The organism is Dyadobacter sp. SRI_021 (assembly GCF_057586235.1).
Genome location: NZ_JBYCZM010000011.1, coordinates 53,739 through 72,272 on the forward strand (window position 1 = coordinate 53,739; position 18,534 = coordinate 72,272).

At 48.4% G+C, this 18,534-nt stretch carries 18 protein-coding genes; 2 read left to right on the plus strand and 16 right to left on the minus strand.

The annotated features are described in order from the left end of the window. Nucleotides 1-4: 4 nt before the first annotated feature. The 3 genes from rpsA to smpB all read right to left on the minus strand — a co-directional run bounded on the left by rpsA (nt 5) and on the right by smpB (nt 3,387). A complete protein-coding gene (rpsA, locus tag AC2YIT_RS26400) occupies nt 5-1,801 on the minus strand; it encodes a 30S ribosomal protein S1 (RefSeq protein ID WP_430850017.1) in 1,797 nt (598 codons plus the stop codon). A gap of 470 nt (nt 1,802-2,271) precedes the next feature. Beyond that, nucleotides 2,272-2,781, minus strand: a complete 510-nt coding sequence (locus tag AC2YIT_RS26405; RefSeq protein WP_487281190.1) for an HNH endonuclease — start codon at nt 2,779-2,781, stop codon at nt 2,272-2,274. A 147-nt stretch (nt 2,782-2,928) separates the two neighbouring features. Then, on the minus strand, nt 2,929-3,387 hold the full coding sequence (gene smpB, locus AC2YIT_RS26410; RefSeq protein ID WP_487281191.1) for an SsrA-binding protein SmpB: 459 nt from the start codon (nt 3,385-3,387) through the stop codon (nt 2,929-2,931). 59 nt (nt 3,388-3,446) lie between these two features. Here smpB and AC2YIT_RS26415 point away from each other — a divergent pair, with 59 nt between their 5' ends. Continuing rightward, nucleotides 3,447-3,920, plus strand: a complete 474-nt coding sequence (locus AC2YIT_RS26415; protein WP_487281192.1) for a nuclear transport factor 2 family protein — start codon at nt 3,447-3,449, stop codon at nt 3,918-3,920. Nucleotides 3,921-3,995: 75 nt separating this feature from the next. Here AC2YIT_RS26415 and accD read toward each other — a convergent pair whose 3' ends face one another. Next, nucleotides 3,996-4,838, minus strand: coding sequence for an acetyl-CoA carboxylase, carboxyltransferase subunit beta (gene accD, locus AC2YIT_RS26420; RefSeq protein WP_487281193.1), 843 nt, complete (start codon nt 4,836-4,838; stop codon nt 3,996-3,998). A 219-nt stretch (nt 4,839-5,057) separates the two neighbouring features. Here accD and AC2YIT_RS26425 point away from each other — a divergent pair, with 219 nt between their 5' ends. Then, complete coding sequence (locus AC2YIT_RS26425; RefSeq protein ID WP_430850027.1) at nt 5,058-5,600, plus strand: NADPH-dependent FMN reductase; 543 nt, start codon at nt 5,058-5,060, stop codon at nt 5,598-5,600. A gap of 47 nt (nt 5,601-5,647) precedes the next feature. Here AC2YIT_RS26425 and ftsZ read toward each other — a convergent pair whose 3' ends face one another. From ftsZ to rpsB, 12 genes are all read right to left on the minus strand, one after another. Beyond that, nucleotides 5,648-7,084, minus strand: coding sequence for a cell division protein FtsZ (gene ftsZ, locus AC2YIT_RS26430; protein ID WP_430850029.1), 1,437 nt, complete (start codon nt 7,082-7,084; stop codon nt 5,648-5,650). A gap of 36 nt (nt 7,085-7,120) precedes the next feature. Continuing rightward, nucleotides 7,121-8,467, minus strand: a complete 1,347-nt coding sequence (gene ftsA, locus AC2YIT_RS26435) for a cell division protein FtsA (RefSeq protein WP_487281194.1) — start codon at nt 8,465-8,467, stop codon at nt 7,121-7,123. A gap of 15 nt (nt 8,468-8,482) precedes the next feature. After that, nucleotides 8,483-9,259, minus strand: coding sequence for a cell division protein FtsQ/DivIB (locus tag AC2YIT_RS26440; protein WP_430850033.1), 777 nt, complete (start codon nt 9,257-9,259; stop codon nt 8,483-8,485). Between the two features lie 25 nt (nt 9,260-9,284). After that, entirely contained in the window at nt 9,285-10,688 is a 1,404-nt protein-coding gene (gene murC / locus AC2YIT_RS26445) for a UDP-N-acetylmuramate--L-alanine ligase (RefSeq protein ID WP_430850253.1), read from the minus strand. A gap of 17 nt (nt 10,689-10,705) precedes the next feature. Further along, nucleotides 10,706-11,803, minus strand: a complete 1,098-nt coding sequence (gene murG, locus AC2YIT_RS26450; protein WP_487281195.1) for an undecaprenyldiphospho-muramoylpentapeptide beta-N-acetylglucosaminyltransferase — start codon at nt 11,801-11,803, stop codon at nt 10,706-10,708. Between the two features lies 1 nt (nt 11,804). Further along, nucleotides 11,805-12,959: an FtsW/RodA/SpoVE family cell cycle protein gene (locus AC2YIT_RS26455; RefSeq protein ID WP_430850037.1), complete on the minus strand. Its 1,155-nt coding sequence runs from the start codon at nt 12,957-12,959 to the stop codon at nt 11,805-11,807. A gap of 47 nt (nt 12,960-13,006) precedes the next feature. Beyond that, nucleotides 13,007-14,350 (minus strand): UDP-N-acetylmuramoyl-L-alanine--D-glutamate ligase, encoded by a 1,344-nt coding sequence (gene murD / locus AC2YIT_RS26460; RefSeq protein ID WP_487281196.1) that lies wholly within the window; start codon nt 14,348-14,350, stop codon nt 13,007-13,009. Nucleotides 14,351-14,503: 153 nt separating this feature from the next. Beyond that, nucleotides 14,504-14,833 carry a large-conductance mechanosensitive channel protein MscL gene (gene mscL, locus AC2YIT_RS26465; protein WP_487281197.1) on the minus strand — a complete coding sequence of 110 codons (330 nt, stop codon included), beginning with the start codon at nt 14,831-14,833 and terminating at the stop codon, nt 14,504-14,506. Nucleotides 14,834-14,857: 24 nt separating this feature from the next. Then, entirely contained in the window at nt 14,858-15,790 is a 933-nt protein-coding gene (locus AC2YIT_RS26470) for a DUF3078 domain-containing protein (protein ID WP_430850042.1), read from the minus strand. A 98-nt stretch (nt 15,791-15,888) separates the two neighbouring features. After that, nucleotides 15,889-16,491 (minus strand): RNA polymerase sigma factor, encoded by a 603-nt coding sequence (locus tag AC2YIT_RS26475; protein ID WP_487281198.1) that lies wholly within the window; start codon nt 16,489-16,491, stop codon nt 15,889-15,891. A 135-nt stretch (nt 16,492-16,626) separates the two neighbouring features. After that, nucleotides 16,627-17,463 carry a translation elongation factor Ts gene (tsf, locus tag AC2YIT_RS26480; protein WP_487281199.1) on the minus strand — a complete coding sequence of 279 codons (837 nt, stop codon included), beginning with the start codon at nt 17,461-17,463 and terminating at the stop codon, nt 16,627-16,629. Nucleotides 17,464-17,646: 183 nt separating this feature from the next. Further along, nucleotides 17,647-18,465 (minus strand): 30S ribosomal protein S2, encoded by an 819-nt coding sequence (gene rpsB, locus AC2YIT_RS26485; RefSeq protein ID WP_090382083.1) that lies wholly within the window; start codon nt 18,463-18,465, stop codon nt 17,647-17,649. Nucleotides 18,466-18,534: the final 69 nt, after the last annotated feature.

An 18,534-nucleotide genomic window follows, 5' to 3' on the forward strand; every position in this document is an offset into this window, starting at 1 on the left:
TATTTTACTTTTTTCCTTTCTTCTCGCTCTCTTCCAGCTGCTCTTTCAAAGCAGACAGAACGCTAAGGTCTCCGAAAGTAGATTTTTCTACTTCTTTGTTCACTGATTCAGCAGCAGGAGCTTTGGCAGCTTTTGCTTCTTTTTTCTCCTCAGCAGGAACACCTTTAACTTTAGAGTGAGTCAGAACGATCTTCTTCTCGTCTTTCAGGAATTCAAGAACAGTGAAGTCAAGGCTCTCACCTACCTCAGCAAATGTTCCGTCTTCTTTCGCAAGGTTCTTGATCGCAGCAACACCTTCGATTCCGTAAGGAAGCTCGAGTGTAGCAAATTTGTCACCCTTCGCAACGATAGTCGATTTGTGTACTGAACCTACTTCGAAAATGCTCTCGAAAGTATCCCATGGGTTTTCTTCAAGCTGCTTGTGGCCCAGAGCCAGACGACGGTTTTCCGCGTCGAGTTCCAACACAACTACTTCCAGCTCGTCGTTTACTTTCACGAAGTCGGAAGGATGCTTGATTTTCTTAGTCCATGAAAGGTCGGAAACGTGTACCAGACCATCGATACCTTCTTCAAGCTCGATGAAAAGACCGAAGTTGGTCAGGTTCCGAACAACACCTTTGTGACGGGTACCGATCGCATATTTCTCTTTCAATGAACCTTGAGTCCAAGGATCTTCGGTAAGTTGTTTAATACCGAGAGACATTTTGCGCTCCTGACGGTCAAGCGTCAATACAACCGCGCTGATCTCGTCGTTCACATTCATGAACTCCTGTGGATTGCGCAGGTGCTGAGACCATGACATTTCAGAAACGTGGATCAGACCTTCAACACCTGGTTTGATTTCAAGGAAAGCGCCGTAGTCAGCAACGTTCACGATGCGACCTGTAACTTTCGATCCAACCTGGATTGACTCGTCCAGAGAATCCCATGGGTGAGACTGAAGTTGTTTCAGACCCAAAGAAATGCGTTTTTTCTCTTCGTCGAAGTCGAGAACAACCACGTTCAGTTTCTGATCCAGTGAAAGGAGGTCAGATGGGTGGTTGATACGGCCCCAAGAGATATCAGTAATGTGCAACAGACCGTCCACACCACCCAGGTCGATGAACACACCGAAGTTGGTCATGTTTTTGATCACACCTTCCAATACCTGACCTTTTTCAAGGTTGTTCAGGATTTGCTGACGTTGTGCTTCGAGGTCTTTCTCGATCAGTATTTTGTGAGATACGACTACGTTATCGTTAGCATAGTTGATTTTCACAACTTTTACTTCCATGCGTTTTCCAACGAATACGTCGAAGTCGCGGATTGGTTTCACATCGATTTGTGAACCTGGCAAGAATGCTTCAATGCCGAAAATATCAACGATCAAACCACCTTTGGTTCTTCTCTTCACATTTGCATCGATCACAACATCCTCGTCGAATGATTTCTGGATGTTATCCCATGCAGTGATCACTTTCGCTTTTTTGCGTGAAAGTACCAGCTGACCTTGTGCGTCTTCCTGGTTCTCTACGTAAACTTCCACTTCGTCGCCGATTTTCAAACCTGGCAGGTCGCGGAATTCATTGGATGAAACGATACCATCGGATTTGAAACCGATGTTCAGGATCACCTCGCGGTCTGTAATACCTACTACAACACCTTTAACTACTTCTTTTTCCGAAACCGGAGAAAGGGTAGTTTCATACATTTGTTCCAGACGGCTGCGGTCAGCTGATGAATAAGCGGTTCCGAAACCTTTGTCTGATGCTTTATCCCAATCGAATTCGGGAAGCGGTTGATTTTGTTTTTCCTTAGACATAAATAGGAATAATGGCCCTTCGATACATCAGCCGCCGGGCTAATCGGCTGAAAATTAGTTCAACAAGTATTTTTTGAAAAATCAGGACGCAAAATTACGCGATTCAAAAGCAATATCCGAACGGTTGGGCGATTTAATTTTACGCAAGGGGAGTAAGGCGCCGTTTGGACGTAAAATGGTCAGGGTTAGTCAGGCGCAGTCAAGTATGGTCAGGGGTAGTCATGAAGTAGTCACGTGTTGTCAGGAGTAGCCAGGAAGTAGTCAAGTGTTGTCGGGAGATGGTCAGGTGTAGTCAGGAGGTGGTCAGAGATAGTCGGGAAATAAAATTGGAGAAGAACTTGATCCAGGTATCGAAAGAACACCTGTGACAATCAATGACTATTCATGACCACACCTGACATTTCCTTCAACCTCCTGACAATACCTGACCACAAATGACACCCACAAACCGGTGCCATACCGAACGGACGTTAGCAGTGCCGCTCTTTTGACCCGAGGTAAGGCAGCCACTCATCATCGGCCATACCTGAAAAATCACGAATGAACATTAAAAAAGAAGGCCGGAACGGTCGCTGCTTTAACGGCATGTCAACCTCTTCCGGCGTATGGTCTCCTTTGCGGGAGTTGCATCTTTTACAGGCGGTGGCCAAATTGTCCCAGGTGGTTTTCCCGCCCCTACTTTTCGGCAACACATGGTCCAGCGTCAGATTATCGTGGGTTCCGCAGTACTGGCACCTGTTGCCGTCCCGCTTGAAGAGGTTTTGCCTGGTCATGACTACGCCCCTGTACGGTATGTGTATGTAGCGGTGGAGGCGTATCACGACGGGCATGGGATACCGGTCGTTGACAGTCCTCAAATGTTCCATCTGAGATTCGGCTAGCATTTCCGCTTTCTTCATATAAACCAGCAGAAACGCCTTCGGAACTGTGCAAACACTTAGTGCGCTATAATCTTGATTCAGAACCAGTACTTTACCCATGAGCCCTGTGGTAGTTAATTCCCACAATATAAGAATATTTCACCAGAAAAAACGCTTCTGTATTTTCAAATATTGTTGAAACAATTTAACAGAAAGTACCGAGGATCACCGTATTAGCCCATTTTGTAAGCTAAACGTGCCGATGGCTCAGTAACCTGCCCGATCGTTCTCCCGCTTCACGTCGCGCTCTTTAATGCTGTCGCGCTTGTCGTAAAGCTTTTTACCTTTTGCCAATGCAATGTGCAGCTTGGCCAGGCCGCGTTCGCTGGTAAACAACCGCACAGGTATGATGGTAAGGCCTACATCCTTCAATCCTTCCATCAGCTTCTTCCGCTCGCGCTTGGTAATGAGCAGCTTGCGGTCACGCATAGGCTCGTGGTTGTAATGCGTCCCTTCGGTGTAGGGCGAGATGTGGAGGCTGCGAATGAAGAGCTCGCCATCCATAAAAAGGCAGTAAGCATCCTGGAAATTAACCTTTCCCTGCCTGATCGACTTGATTTCCGTGCCCGTAAGCACCATACCGGTTGTGAACTCTTCCAGAAAGAAGTACTCGAATGAAGCCCGCCTGTTCCTTATATCTACTTTTTTAACTATTTTTTCCGACATATCGATTCCCAAAATTTTACAAAGGGGCTCAAAATTAAGTTTTTGTTAAAACTATACCAATGAAACGTATTAGCCATTTCCTGACACTCGCATTACTTGCAAATGCACTCACCGGCGCCGTACATGCCGCTACGCCGCCAACCGACGAAACCGACGCGCGCCAGGTCGTCGACAGGCTGTTCGAGGGCATGCGCAATGGCGACTCCACCGCCGTCCGCAGCGTATTCACCAAACAATGCACGCTAACCTCCATTTCCAAAAACACCGCCGATTCCACCGTCACGCACAAAGGCACTGTCGACGGCTTCGTCAAAGCCGTGGGTACGCCGCACAAGGATAAATGGGACGAGCGCATTTACGATGTTAAAGTCTCCATTGACGGACCGATGGCGGTCGTTTGGGCGCCCTACAAGTTTTACCTCGGCGAAAAGTTCTCGCATTGCGGCGTCAATGTTTTCAACCTCATCAAAACGGGCGCCGGCTGGAAGATCAACGACATTACCGACACGCGGCGAAAAGACGCCTGCCCTTAATCCATACATTCGGCATTACAAATGCAAAGCGGCCCGCCAGATAACCTGACGGGCCGCTTCGCTCAATGCATTTGCCTATTTGAGCATATTCAGCAAGCTTGTCAATTTATCTTTCAAATCCTTCCGATCGACGATGAAGTCGAGGAAACCATGTTCCAAAACGAATTCTGCGCTTTGAAAACCTTTCGGCAGGTCTTTACCGATCGTCTCGCGGATGACGCGCGGACCGGCGAAACCGATCAAAGCTTCGGGCTCCGAAATGTTGAAGTCGCCAAGCATCGCGTAAGAGGCTGTTACACCGCCGGTTGTGGGGTCGGTTAGCAGCGAAATATAGGGCACTTTGGCCTCCGACAATTGCGCCAGGCGTGCAGAGGTCTTGGCCATCTGCATCAGCGAAAACCCTGCCTCCATCATCCGTGCACCTCCCGACTTCGAAATCATGAGGAACGGCACCTTCTTTTCGAGCGAATAGGAAATCGCACGAGCGATTTTTTCCCCTACCACCGAACCCATCGAACCACCGATGAAGCTAAAATCCATACAAGCGATCACGAGGTCGAGGCCATTCATTTTACCATGCGCTGTCCGAACCGCATCCTTCAACCCGGTTTTCTTCATGGTCGACTTGATCCGGTCCGGATAAGCCTTGGTATCCACAAAGCCCAGCGGGTCGCCGGAGATCAGGTTAGCGTCGAGCTCGATGAACTCGTTGTCGTCGAAAAGCAAATTGAAATATACATCCGAACCCACCTTCTCGTGGTAGTTGCAATGCGGGCAGGTAAAAGCATTCTGCTTATGTTCCCTGGTAGGGGTGATTTTTTTGCAATTAGGACATTGATACCACAAACCGTCCGGCGCTTCGCGCTTCATTTCAGTTGGTGTATTGATACCTTTTTCTTTGCGAATAAACCAGGACATATTTTATGCGGGTTGATTTATGTATAATTATCTGAAAATCAGATGATTATTTAAATTTCATGATGAATAACGGGCTCAAATATAACAATAATTGTTGTGTATCCTGAAAACCGGCCTGGTAACGTGTCCGTTTGGCGGTTAGATTTGCTACCAGTAACCGCGTCGTTAGAACAATTTCAAACATAATTTGTTACTAGTGACAAGAACATTAACCGGCACATGACTGCATCCACATCGCCTATTGTGATCATCGTTGGCACCAACCGGCCCAACTCGATGTCCAGGAAAATAGCGGAATATTATCAGGGAATTCTACAACAACTGCACGCACCGAGCATTATCCTTGATCTGGTGAACCTACCCGACGACTTTACGGTATCCGCATTATATGCCAATACCGGCAAGAACGAGTCATTCAACAATCTGAAATCGTTGCTGGAACAGACAGACAAGTTCGTGTTCATCGTGCCGGAGTACAACGGCTCGTATCCCGGCGTTCTGAAAGCCTTTATAGATGGCCTGCCTTACCCCAACAGCTTTTCAAACAAGAAGGCCGCATTAGTAGGCCTATCGTCCAACATGCAGGGCGCCGCCATTGCATTGAGCCACTTGAACGACGTTTTCAGCTACCTGGGCATGAATACGCTCGCGTTACGCGTGAAGCTCGCGCAAATCCGCTCACATTATGCGGATAATGTAATTTCAAATGCATTATATAAAGAACTGCTCGAAATTCAGGCCGGGCAGATCATCCATTTCTAGGACATTTAAATAATGCATTAAAAAAGGGAGCTCATCGCTCCCTTTTGCTATTTCAGCCAGTGCTGTTCCATTTCATGTGCCGGAATGGCGGGTCGCTTCCAAAGCTCTACCCTGCTGCGGCGGTAAGCCGGGCCTTCCAGATCGGAATATTTTACAAGCCCGTCACGGAATGATTTGATCATCATTTCCATTTTCAGGGCATCTTCGTCCGTCCAATCGCTCGCTGGCTCAACTTCTGTCAACGAAATGTTGATAGGATCGAAACCGTGCGTTACTCTTTCATCTTCCAGAACAAGGTCGATCGAGCTCGTTGGGGTATTTTCTTCGAGTTCGCCCGTCAATACCAGTTCTTCTTCAACGACCACAGGAGGGAGCTCGTCTTTTGGCTCTTCCACAACTATCGGAGCCGGTTCAGGCTGTCCTTTCACGCCTTTGAGCTGAATGCCTGGAATCGGCGATTCGATGCTATCGAAACCAGCGGCTACGACAGTCACGCGGAGCTTGTCGCCCAGTGAATCGTCGGTGATCGTACCCAGTTTGAACATACGTGCCTCTCCACCTACTTGTGAAAGCACATATTGCCAGATCTCGCGCTGCTCGCGCATCGTAGCCTCCTTCTTCTTGCTGGTAGCAAGCGTTACGAGGATTCTCTTCGCGCCACGGATATCGCGGTCGTTCAGAAGTGGCGAGTCGAGCGCTTCTTTGATTGCATTCTGCGCGCGGTCGGCTCCGGTGGATTCCGAAGTTCCCATTACCGACTGACCGGCGCTTTTCAACACTTTCTCCACGTCTTTGAAGTCGGTGTTGATATTACCGTTGGTGGTAATGATCTCGGAAATACTTTTCACGGCATTGAGCAAAATGCCGTCCGCTTCCGCAAACGCCTGCGTCAATGTCATGTCCTCGTACAGTTCTTCAAGCTTGTCGTTAAGCACCACGAGAACCGTATCGCTATATTCTTTCAGCTGCTCGATACCCTCGAGCGCTTGTTCTTTTTTGTCAAGTCCCTCCCAGGTGTAAGGCGCGGTTACCACGGCCACCGTCAGTTTGCCCATTTCCTTGGCCAACTGCGCAATCACCGGTGCGGCGCCTGTTCCTGTTCCACCACCCATACCTGCGGTGATAAATACCATTTGTGTAGAACCTCCCAGAAGACCTTTAATCTCCTCGATCGTCTCCAAAGCCGCTTCCTTGCCTTTCGTGGCATCGGTACCGGCTCCCAGGCCTTGTGTCAAAGTTGCACCCAGCTGGATTTTCACGGGCACCGGGCTGTTGGCAAGCGCTTGTCTGTCGGTATTACAAACCGCAAATTCCACATCTTTGATTTTTTTCTCAAACATGTAGTTCACAGCATTGCTACCACCTCCGCCGACACCAATTACCTTGATGATGGCCGGCTCCCCGTTGCCCTCTCCGCTTGGGTCTTTAACGATTTCATTCACTATATAATCCTGGTCTAATGCGTGCAACAAGCTTTTGTTCATATTCTTTCCGGGGTTGAGTATGCGTAATAATAGCTGTTAATAGTCTCCCAGACTTTCGTCTTTCTTTCCGATAATACCTGTAATGTTGTCCCAAAACGTTCCATTGCGCTTAGGCTGCTCTTTCACTTCCTTCACAGGTTCTTTCTGCACCACATTACCCGTATTGAATGCCGATGCAGGCTTGCAAACCGACTTCACCCGCGGGTCTACCGATTTTAACCCCGCCCAGGCCAGTCCGATGGCGGTATTGAATGATGCGTTGCTTACCGCGTCGGCTTTCGCCGTGCGATCCAGGTTTTCGGGATAGCCCACGCGTACTGACATATCGGTAACCCTTTCGAACAAGGCTTCGATCTCCGGAATGTTCGCCGAGCCGCCGGTAAGGACGAGTCCACCGATCAGTCTGTCGGCATAACCCGACTTGATGATCTCCGCATAAACCATCGCCGCGATTTCTTTCAAACGCTCTTCGATGATCAGTGCTACATTCTTTTTTAAAACCGGCTTGGGTTGGCGGCCTGCGAGGTAGTTGATCAGGATCTCGACATTCAAAGGAACGTCTGCAGAAACTGCTACGCCGTATTCTTTCTTCAAATGCTCTGCATTCTCGAACTGAATACCGCAGCCAACTTCGAGATCGGATGTAATGTGCCGCCCGCCGATTGGGAACGACGCAATATGACGCACAATGCGGTCATGGTAAATGATCAAGTCTGTGGTATGGTCGCCTATGTCCACCATCGCGATGCCGGCTTTCATTTCATTGTCCGTAAGCACGGCCAGGCTGGTCGCCAATGGCGCCAGTACCAGCTTGTCGCATTTCAATGCCTGGTCGGCCTCCGCAAGGCTTTTCTTCGTGCGCAATACCGACTGGCTGTTGGCAGAAACTACCAGGAAGTTCCCCCCCAGTTTAATGCCCGTGCGGCCCACCGGCTCGCGTACGCCCGTCGAGTTATCGACCGTGAAGTCCATTGGCAACACATGCAGCACATCGAAGTTCGGTTCGATTTTCGCGCGGTACATATCATCGACCAGCTGGTCTACATCCCGCTGTGTCACTTCCTCGCCCGACGACGCCGACGGACGGATCACGCCATCGCTTTGCGCGCTCACTTTTACATGTGTACCGCCGAAGCTCACATTCACTATTCCAATATCGAGATCCGATCTTGAACCGGCTTCCGCCAGTGCTTCCCTGATCGCGCTGCCAACCTGTTTAATGTTTTCAACAGAGCCGTTTACTACTGCTCCTGACGGCACAGGGACTTCGCTGAAGCCCAGAATCTCGATATTGTTCCGGCGTGTCGCTGAGCCTTGCGCAGCCACCACCGTTATTTTGGTACTTCCAATATCTACCCCAACTACAATCTTATCGTGTGCCATGCTGATGGTGAATTATTATTCACAAACTATTTGATCTTGAAACTTAACACTAATTCTTTTATACCGGCCCCAATCCTTGCTTAACACCTTATCATAAAAGATGCGCAGCTTTTTGAACTTGGACTCGAAATCCTCCGCCATTCCCAGCTCGATCCGCTGATCGCCCAGCAATGTCATAAGGCCTATCTCACCATCCTTATCTACATTCATTTGTGTGACTTGCGCCTTCCAGAACGGATCAGTGTTCAGAAAACGCAATAACTCCAAAACCTGAGCGCCCTTTTCGGACCTCAGCTTTTGAGGGTTCTGGAAATACGCTCCTGAAACCAGTAACGTTCTTGCTGAATAACTTTCTGATAGAGGAAAAAAAACGCCCTCGTGGTTGATATAGTATCCCGATGTGTTCCGTATTTCCCCATTATCCGAAGTGTTAATCCAGCGCGCAAGCGGCTTTTCCTGCTCTACTTCGACTACTATATTACCCCTGAGGTCACGAAAAACCTGACATTTCTTGATCAATTTATTGCGGCTGACACGGTTTTCCAGATCGTGCAGGGCCACATCACTAAGCCTGGCACCGATCAGCGGATCACCACCGTTCTCAGTCAGCAGCATTTGTACATCCATTTGGTTCAGGAATCTTGTACCCGAATCGCCCTGGATTGATATTACGAGATTTGTACAACGCTGTTGACCCAGCTTGCTTTCCGCCATACCGATGCCGGCAATAGGCAGAATAAGCCACAAACTACGCTTCAACAAAGTCCATGAATAGTCAAATTTACGTAACATCTTAGTAATATTAAAAATGCTTTGACTAATTATTCGCAACTGGATTTTGCAGTAAATCGCGTATCGGGCCCACCAAAGTATCGATGTCCCCGGCGCCTATTGTGACTACAATATCCGTATTTAATTCTTTTAAAAGTTGTAAAACTTCTTCTTTTGCAACCAGTTGTTTATCATTCGAGGTGACTTTGTCCAGGATCATTTCAGAATTGACACCGTCGATGGGCAACTCGCGTGCAGGATAAATATCGAGCAATAAAAGCCGGTCGGCCAATGACAAACTTTCTGCGAAACCATCGGCAAAGTCGCGCGTGCGGGTGAACAGGTGCGGCTGGAAGATCGCCGTCACGTGTCGACCCGGGTACAACCCTTTTACGGATGATAGAAATGCCTCGATTTCCGTCGGGTGATGTGCATAGTCGTCGATATATACATTCCCTTCTTCCTCCACCTGGTATTCGAAACGGCGCTTTACACCCCCGTAACTTTCCAGCGCTTCCTTAATCTTCGCCGGCTCCACGCCTATATATAGTGCCACTGCACTCGCTGCGATAGAATTTTCGATGTTATGGTAGCCCGGGATTTTCATCGCAATGCCTTCGATTACGCCGCCGGGATAGACCAGGTCGAACACGAACCGCGCATTTTCGATGCGGATATTCTCCGAATGGTATGGCCCGCTATTTAAGGAATAGGTAAATACCTGCGCCTTGCAGCTATCCGCAATTTCCAAACCCTCCCGCATGAACAATGCGCCATTCTCGTCAATCTGGCTCACATAATCGCGGAAAGATTCGAGGACGGCTTCGTGCTTGCCGTAAATGTCGAGGTGGTCGGCGTCGGTAGAGGTTACGATCGCGATCTCGGGAAACAACGTGAGGAAAGAGCGGTCGAACTCGTCGGCTTCTACTACACAGAAAACTTCTTCCAGCCTATCGGTAGGCTCGTTCAGGAGCAAGTTAGTGCCATAGTTTTGTGTAATACCTCCCAAAAACGCCGTGCTGTTCACATGTGCGTGGCGCAGGATATGCGCTACGAGCGAGGACGTGGTCGTTTTCCCGTGCGTACCCGCGACGCCGATCGTTCTCAGGTTTTTGGTTAAAATGCCTAAAACCTGTGAGCGTTTCAGGATCAGGAAATTCTCGTCCCTGAAATAAAGCATTTGCTTGTGCTGCACAGGTACGGCCGGTGTGTAAACGACGAGCGTCTGCTGTGGATCGGCGACGAATGCTGCCGGAATGGTCGCGATATCATCTTCAAGCGTTACCGAAATGCCTTCTTCGATGAGCTTGCCGACCAGGGTGGTCATGGTTTTGTCATATCCGGCTACTTCAAAGCCATTGGCCTTGAACCAGCGGGCCAGCGCACTCATGCCAATCCCGCCTATTCCTACAAAATAGATATATTTCCAATTTGTCACAGAGGATGACATCATATTCAAATCTAGGGTTACTGAATCAAATTAAATACTTCCGCGGCAATGTCGTCGGCCGCGCTCGGGCGGGCCAGTTTGTTGATATTGGTTTGCAATTCACGCTGGCGGCCCACATCGTCGAGCAATGCCAATGCCTGATCCACCAGCTTCTCGCGTGCTTCCGAGTCTTTGACAAGAATGGCCGCATTACTATCGACGAGGTTCATCGCATTCTTGGTCTGATGGTCTTCCGAAGCATACGGGAACGGCACGAGAATGGCAGGCTTCGCGGCGAGGCACAATTCCGACACTGACAATGCACCGGCGCGTGACACTACCACGTCGGCCACAGCATATGCCAGGTCCATCGTGTATATAAAGTCAAATGCCTTCACCTGGTCGGTTCCCAACTTTTCGACAGCGGCTCTGGCCTTGTCGATATCATTCTTCCCGGTTTGCCACAATACCTGATACCCGGCCTCCACTAACCTTCCCAAACCTTCGGCAATACTCTCATTGATTGAACGCGCGCCGAGGCTACCACCCATTACAAATAGTGTTTTAGCGCCCTCATTCAATTCAAAATGCTCCAAAGCAGCGGAGCGTTTTAAATGCACATAAGTAATATCGCTCCTGACGGGATTACCTAACATCATAATTTTCTCTTTTGGAAAAAATACCTCCATGCCCGGATAGGCCACACATATTTTCGATGCTCGCTTCGCCAGCAGTTTGTTGGTAATGCCCGCGTAAGAATTTTGTTCCTGGATTAAAGTCGGGATGCCGGCCATGGATGCCATCATCAGCAATGGCCCACTGGCAAAACCGCCTACACCAACTGCGACATCGGGCTTGAAATCTTTGATCACTTCCCGGGCCTTCATCAGGCTTCGAAGCATTTTAAATGGAAGTGTAAGGTTTTCCAGCGAAAGACTTCTTTTAATCCCCGCAATGGGGAGCCCCACGATTTTATAACCAGCGCGGGGCACCTTTTCCATTTCCATTTTACCCAATGCACCTACAAACAGGATTTCCGTATCCGGTTCCCGGTGCTGCAATGCATGGGCAATGGCAATGGCCGGGTAAATATGCCCGCCTGTACCGCCTCCGCTGATAATGATTCTTTTTGCCATGTTAAATGCGTTTTTCCTCCACGATTTCGCCCCGGCTCACGCTGAGGATCATGCCCATTGCAATGCCCGTGAAAAGCAGCGACGTTCCTCCCTGACTAAAAAACGGCAGCGTCTGTCCCGTCACCGGCACCAGCCCGACCGTTACGGCCATCGCCGAAAACGCCTGGCTCACTACAATGAATGTAAGCCCGGCCGACAGTAACCCGCCAAATGGCCGCTTAGTCGCTTCGATCGCTTTGAGACCCCGGTACAAGAGGATCAGGTAAAGAATAATCAACGCCGTGCCGCCCAACGTGCCATATTCTTCCACCGCGACCGCGAAGATAAAGTCCTTCTGAGGCTCGGGAAGGAAACGGCGCTGGCGACTTTTTGAAACCCCTTCCCCGTACAACCCGCCGCGGGCCATGGCCATATAGGATTGCTGGGATTGATAGACTACGACATCTTTATCAAAAAAAGTAGAAATCCGGCTCTGCGCCGTTCCTGACCTTTGTGTGGAGTTCAACAGAATGGCGATGGTCGCGAAGAATACCAAACCTAGCGCCGTAAATGCGAGGTAATGCAGCGGAACTTTGCCGACGAACATCAGCAAAAAGCAAATACCGGCCAGCATCACGGCGGTCGATACATTACTCACGAAAATCAGTCCGCACACAACGCCCACGAGCGCGAGTGGTTCCATAAAAAGTTCACGGGTATTCCAGCCGCCTTTGATATGCCTCGCCAATATCAGCGACAAATGCGCTACCAATGCCACCTTGGCCCATTCCGAGGGCTGGAAACGCTGGCCAATCACCGGGATCTCGATCCAGCGGGCAGCGTCGTTCACCGATCTCCCGAAAAACATCGTGAATATCAAAAGCAGGATGGAGCTCCAAACGGCGAGGCGCGTCACATATACAAATTTGATGTAGGGCACACGATGCACGAAGTACATCACTGCAAGCGAAAGCACGCACAGCAATGCATGTTTGTAGAGGTAATATTCAGTGTTACCATCCATCTGGCTGTAAGCGTCCTTCACCGAAGCACTGTACACCACCACAATGCTCCACATCAGCATGATAATGCATATACCCCAGATCCAGGGATCGCCTTTGAGGTTTTTGCTAAACCACGCCTGGGTATCTTCCCTTGTTTTGTTCAGGAAATCCATATCGTTTGGCAGCTAGTGAGTTTATTGTCAATTATAGTCAGGAATGGTCACTGAATAAGATTTCTGACGGCAGCTTTAAATTGATCGCCCCGGTCCTCGTAATTTTTGAACAGGTCAAAACTCGCGCAGGCGGGCGAAAGCAGAACGATATCCCCCGGCACGCCCCACTCCCGTCCTTTGTTGACAGCGTCTTGGACGTCCTCGGTTGCATATATTTGCGGGACTTTACCTGAAAAATAGTTTTCAAGTTTCGCCGGGTCCTTCCCCAGCACGATCAGCCCCTTTACTTTATTCTTTACCAGTTCTTCAATTTGTGAATAATCATTCCCTTTATCCACGCCACCGGCAATCAGGATTACAGGTTTATCGAAACTACCCAATGCATAGAAAACCGAATCCACGTTGGTAGCCTTTGAATCGTTAATATACGTCACTCCGCCAATCACTTCTACCTGTTCCAAACGGTGAGGCGCGTTGGTGAACGATTTCAGGCCTTCGCGGATCTTTTCCGCCTCGATGCCCAGCAACTGCGCCACCGAAATCGCCGCCAGCGCATTAATCGCATTATGCGGGCCTTTGATCGGCAGCTCACTGAATGCCTGCTCAAATGCATGGCCATTGATATGCGAAATCAACTGTGCGTCTTGAAGGTACGAGCCCGATTCCAATGCATTTTCCAACGAAATCTCGACCCTACCAACCATCGGGTTTCGCTTTTCAAGCTCCTTTTGAATCACTTCACTCTCTTTATAATAAATGAAATGATCCGAGGCCGTCTGGTTACGGATAATGTTAAACTTGGAATTGACATAGTTCTGGAAATCATACCCATAACGATCAAGGTGATCGGGAGTGATATTCAGGAGGAGAGAAATATAAGGATGGAAATTGACGATATTATCAAGTTGGAAGCTACTGATTTCCAATACATAATAATCAAAATGCTTTTCGGCAACGGCCCACGCGAAACTGTCGCCGATATTGCCGGCGAGACCTACGTTCAGGCCTGCGGTTTTTAGCAAATGATATGTCAATAATGTGGTGGTCGTCTTGCCGTTACTACCTGTGATCGCGATGAGTTTCGCGTCCGTATAACGCGAGGCGAACTCTATTTCGGAGATAACAGGAACGCCCCTTTCCTTCAATGCGACGATCAAAGGCACTTTATCGGGAATCCCCGGGCTTTTCACCACGAGGTCGCTTTCGAGGATACGCTCCTCCGAATGCTGTCCTTGTTCAAATGGAATATTCTCACTGTTCAGAATGTCCGCGTACCTCTGATGCAACTGGCCCTTATCCGATAAAAAAACTTCAAAACCTTTGGATTTCGCAAGAATCGCGGCGCCGGCGCCGCTTTCTCCGCCACCCAGAATCGTCACTTTTTTTTGCACAAGAATCGAATTAAAACGTTGAACAATCTGCAATAACCACGAAGGTAAATCTTTTGCCGAAAACTTCTTTTACTGCCCTCCCAATAACGCAGATAAAAAAAGAGGCACAGGAAATATGCCTCTCGATTACTATTTATGATCTCTAAACTACTTCTACTCTTTCTTCAATGATTGCGATAATTTCAACCGATTGGCCGCTTTTACGATCAGGAATATCACCCAGGCGATGAGCAGGAATTGAATGAGGGTCTGGATAAAGTTTCCATACCGGATCGCTACTTCCGGGGTTTCGCCGACAGCTTCTTTCAGCACAACTTTGAGTTGTGTAAAATCCACACCGCCGAGGATGAGACCCAGGACCGGGTTGAGGATGTCTTCCACCAGCGAAGTCGTGATTTTCCCGAATGCCGCACCAATGACGACACCGACAGCGAGATCCAGCACATTGCCTTGGGCAATGAAAGTTTTAAACTCCTTTAGCATAACAAGATGAGGTTAGTTGATAGATTAAAAAGCAAACAAAAAGCCTATGCTGAGGGCCTGAGCGAACTGGATCTTGTTGCTCTGGTCTTCGTCGTAAACCATAATAGCACCTAGATTGACATTGACATACTTGTTGATCTTCGCGGTCAGCTGGGCGTCCAAACGGTTGTCTATATTCAAAGGGTGCTTGAAGCTCGAGAACATCAGGTACCGGAATTTCAGGTTGACGTCCTTCGCGATATCCTTATCAAAATTGGCTACGAGCTGGATCAACGCGGCTTCAGTACGCACCTTCTTGCCAATGGGCACGCCATAATTTTTCTGATCAGGCGTGTTTACATACAAATCCTCATCAATCACGATGGTCTGCCGCAGTGCGCCCGGCGCGAGATCAACAAAGAAATAGGGCACGGGGCGGTATTCGATACCGATCGCCTCGGTCAGATAGGCGGGAGCGAGTATTCCGGATACCTTTTTCTTGAACTTGACCGTATCCGACTCGGAAGAATACTCATAACCGTTACCAAACTGCGAAAGGAAGTTGACATTGGCGAAAAGGCTCCATTTCGCTGTCAATTCGCGGTTGTACTTGGTATCGAAGAATATCCGGTCGACGTTTTTGCGGCTTTGCTGGCCTTTGTTACGGACGATACCATACTGTCCCTGGAAGTCGTTCCGCCAGGAGTTCTTACCTACTTTTTTCTCGTTCAATGCATTCAGGAAAAGACCCAGCGCAATTGAGTTTACGCCGCCGCCTGTCCAGTTGGAACTGAAAGAACCCTGGTTCAGGTTAGCACCAAATTCGATTTTGTGCCAGGCAGTGTCATTAGCGGTTTTCAAACGGCCGGAATTGATCGAATTGGAGAGATCAACTTTGTTTTGGGAAAAGGCCGGGAATGTCAGAAGTGCGAGTAAAGTTAAAGCAATAAAGGATGTTCGTTGGAGTTTTTGGCTCATAGTCAATGTGTTTAGTGGGACAATACTCATTAAATTTCCACGGTTTACAACTAACAAATGAGGAGGTTACGGCCAAAGTAAAGCAATTTCTGACGCTTTCAAAAAAATTTGCCCCCTTCGGAAAATCTATGGTACCATTTGCGAAGCTTCCTGCGCGACCGCATCAGACGCATTTTAACCGCACTTTCAGTGATTTTGAAGAGGTTTGCAATGTCACGTATACTCCGATCATCGAGATAACGCAGATAGATCATCGCCTTATCTTCGAGCCCCAGCAAATCAAGCGCTTCTTTCAACATTAGCAGATTGACTTCTTCCTCAAACAGCCCTTGCAAACAAAGTTCTTCCTTCCCGAGGCATTCAGGCGTATCAGCCTCGTGCACCAGTATAACCCTGCGCTTACTCCCGCGTGCGAGATCCATACAATGGTTATGAGTGATGGTAAAAAGCCAGGTGGAGAATTTGGCGCCGCTCTTAAACGAACTCATTTTGTGGATCAGTTTAAGAAAGACATCGTGCATAATGTCTTCGGCCCGGGTAGCGTCTTTGGTGAGTGTGACGCATTTTTGATAAACCTTCACGGCGTAACGCTCGTAAAGTTTCTGGAAATGACGATTGTCCCTTGATTCGAGGAAGAGTCTAACTAATTCTTCATCTGTCGAATTATGCTCCGAACAGGAAATGCTCCGTGTTTCAACCATTCTGCCTGATGAAATGCCGCCGATAGCGTGTGTCGAAAAATAAATTGCATTTAACTTTCTGTAAATATGAAAAAACAACGCCTGGTATACAAATTAGATACCAGGCGTTGTCAATATATTTATTGCTGAAAAGGCTTATCCGCCGATCGCTACACGTTTGAAAGATGTTACCGTCAAACCTTTTGAAGTTTTCTCAAGCAGCTGGCGGATAGTCAGTGAAGAATCTTTCACGAACTCCTGGTTCAACAGGGTGCTGTCTTTGTAGAACTTCTGCAATTTACCCTGAGCGATTTTCTCAAGCATTGCCTCAGGCTTGCCTTCCGCACGAGCCTGCTCTTTACCTACTTCGATTTCGCGCTCGATAGTAGCAGCGTCGATGCCATCCTTGTCAAGTGCAACCGGCTTCATGGCAGCGATCTGCATAGCCACGTCTTTACCAAGCTCGGAAACGTCCGTTCCGTTTACACCTGCAAATGCTACCAACACGCCCAGTTTACCGTTTGAGTGGATATAAGGCACCACTTTGTCCGCAGAAACGTTTTCATAAGCAGTGATTTCCAGTTTTTCACCCAGTTTACCTGTAAGCTCCACCATGTGCTCAGACACAGGACGGCCGTCAGCCAAAGTCGCAGCCAGAAGGGCATCTTTGTCAGCGATGTTATCCGCTACTGCTTTGTCAAGGATAGATTGCGCAAGGTTTTTGAAATCTTCCACGTTCGATACGGGCTCAGTTTCGCAAGCCAAAGCAACCAGTTTACCGTTGGTACCGTCAGCGCTGATGTTGATCAGAACAGTTCCTTCTGATACAGCGTTGTCAGCACGTTTTGCAGCAACTTTCTGTCCTTGTTTACGGAGAATATCAACGGCTTTGTCGAAATCGCCATCTGCTTCCTGCAGGGCTTTTTTACAATCCATCATGCCCGCGCCGGTCATTTGGCGGAGTTTGTTTACATCTTGTGCGGTAATTGCCATGATCTGATAAGAATTTTGTATTAATGTTTTGAATTGAAATGGCCTTTAACCGGAGATTATCAATTGGTTAAGGAATCGCATTTCGGAGAATTTTAAAAAAACGTAGCCCATAGCAAGAGGCTATGGGCTACCGTATATGTCAAGTATGGCGGGTCATTTGAAAACTACGCCATATTGCCCTTTTTACTCTTCGTCGGATTCAGCAACTTCTGCTTCTGCCGCAACTTCGGCGCGAGGGGCTGCCTCTTCACCTTTGTCAGCTGCGCGTTTAGCTTCTTCTTCCTCAACCAGGCGCTGATCGTCTTTGTCTTGTTTGCGTTCCATCAAACCTTCTTCGATAGCCTTTCCGATCGCCAGCGTGATCAACGAGATTGCTTTGTAAGCATCGTCGTTAGATGGGATAGGGAAGTCAACCAATTCAGGGTTTGAGTTGGTATCGCAGATCGCAAAAATAGGGATGTTCAATCTTTTTGCTTCTGCTACCGCAATGTGCTCGCGTTTTACATCAACGATGAAAAGTGCCGCTGGAAGGCGAGTAAGGTCCGCTACACCACCTAGTACTCTTTCCAGTTTCTCCTTTTCACGTGTAAGCATCAGGCGTTCTCTCTTCGCAATATTGCTAACCGTGGCTTCGTCTTTCAGCATCTTCTCGAGAGTCTGCATTTTTTTCAAAGACTTGCGAATCGTGCCAAAGTTTGTCAGCATACCACCCAACCAACGATCGGTCACGTAAGGCATTTTAAGGCGTTTTGCCTCTTCCGTTACGATTTCCTGCGCTTGTTTTTTAGTAGCAACAAACATGATCTTACGTCCTGAACGAACGATCTGTTTCAACGCAGCTTCCGCTTCGTTCAAGCAGCTCAAAGTTTTGTTCAGGTCAATGATGTGGATCCCGTTCTTCTCCATGAAGATATACGGAGCCATCCGTGGATCCCACTTGCGGGTAAGGTGACCAAAGTGGACACCTGCATCCAATAGTTCTTTATATTCTATTTGTGCCATTGCCAAATTTGATTTAAAATATTTTAGACTTGTTACGCAGCACGAAGCATCGGGCACGATAAGCGACGT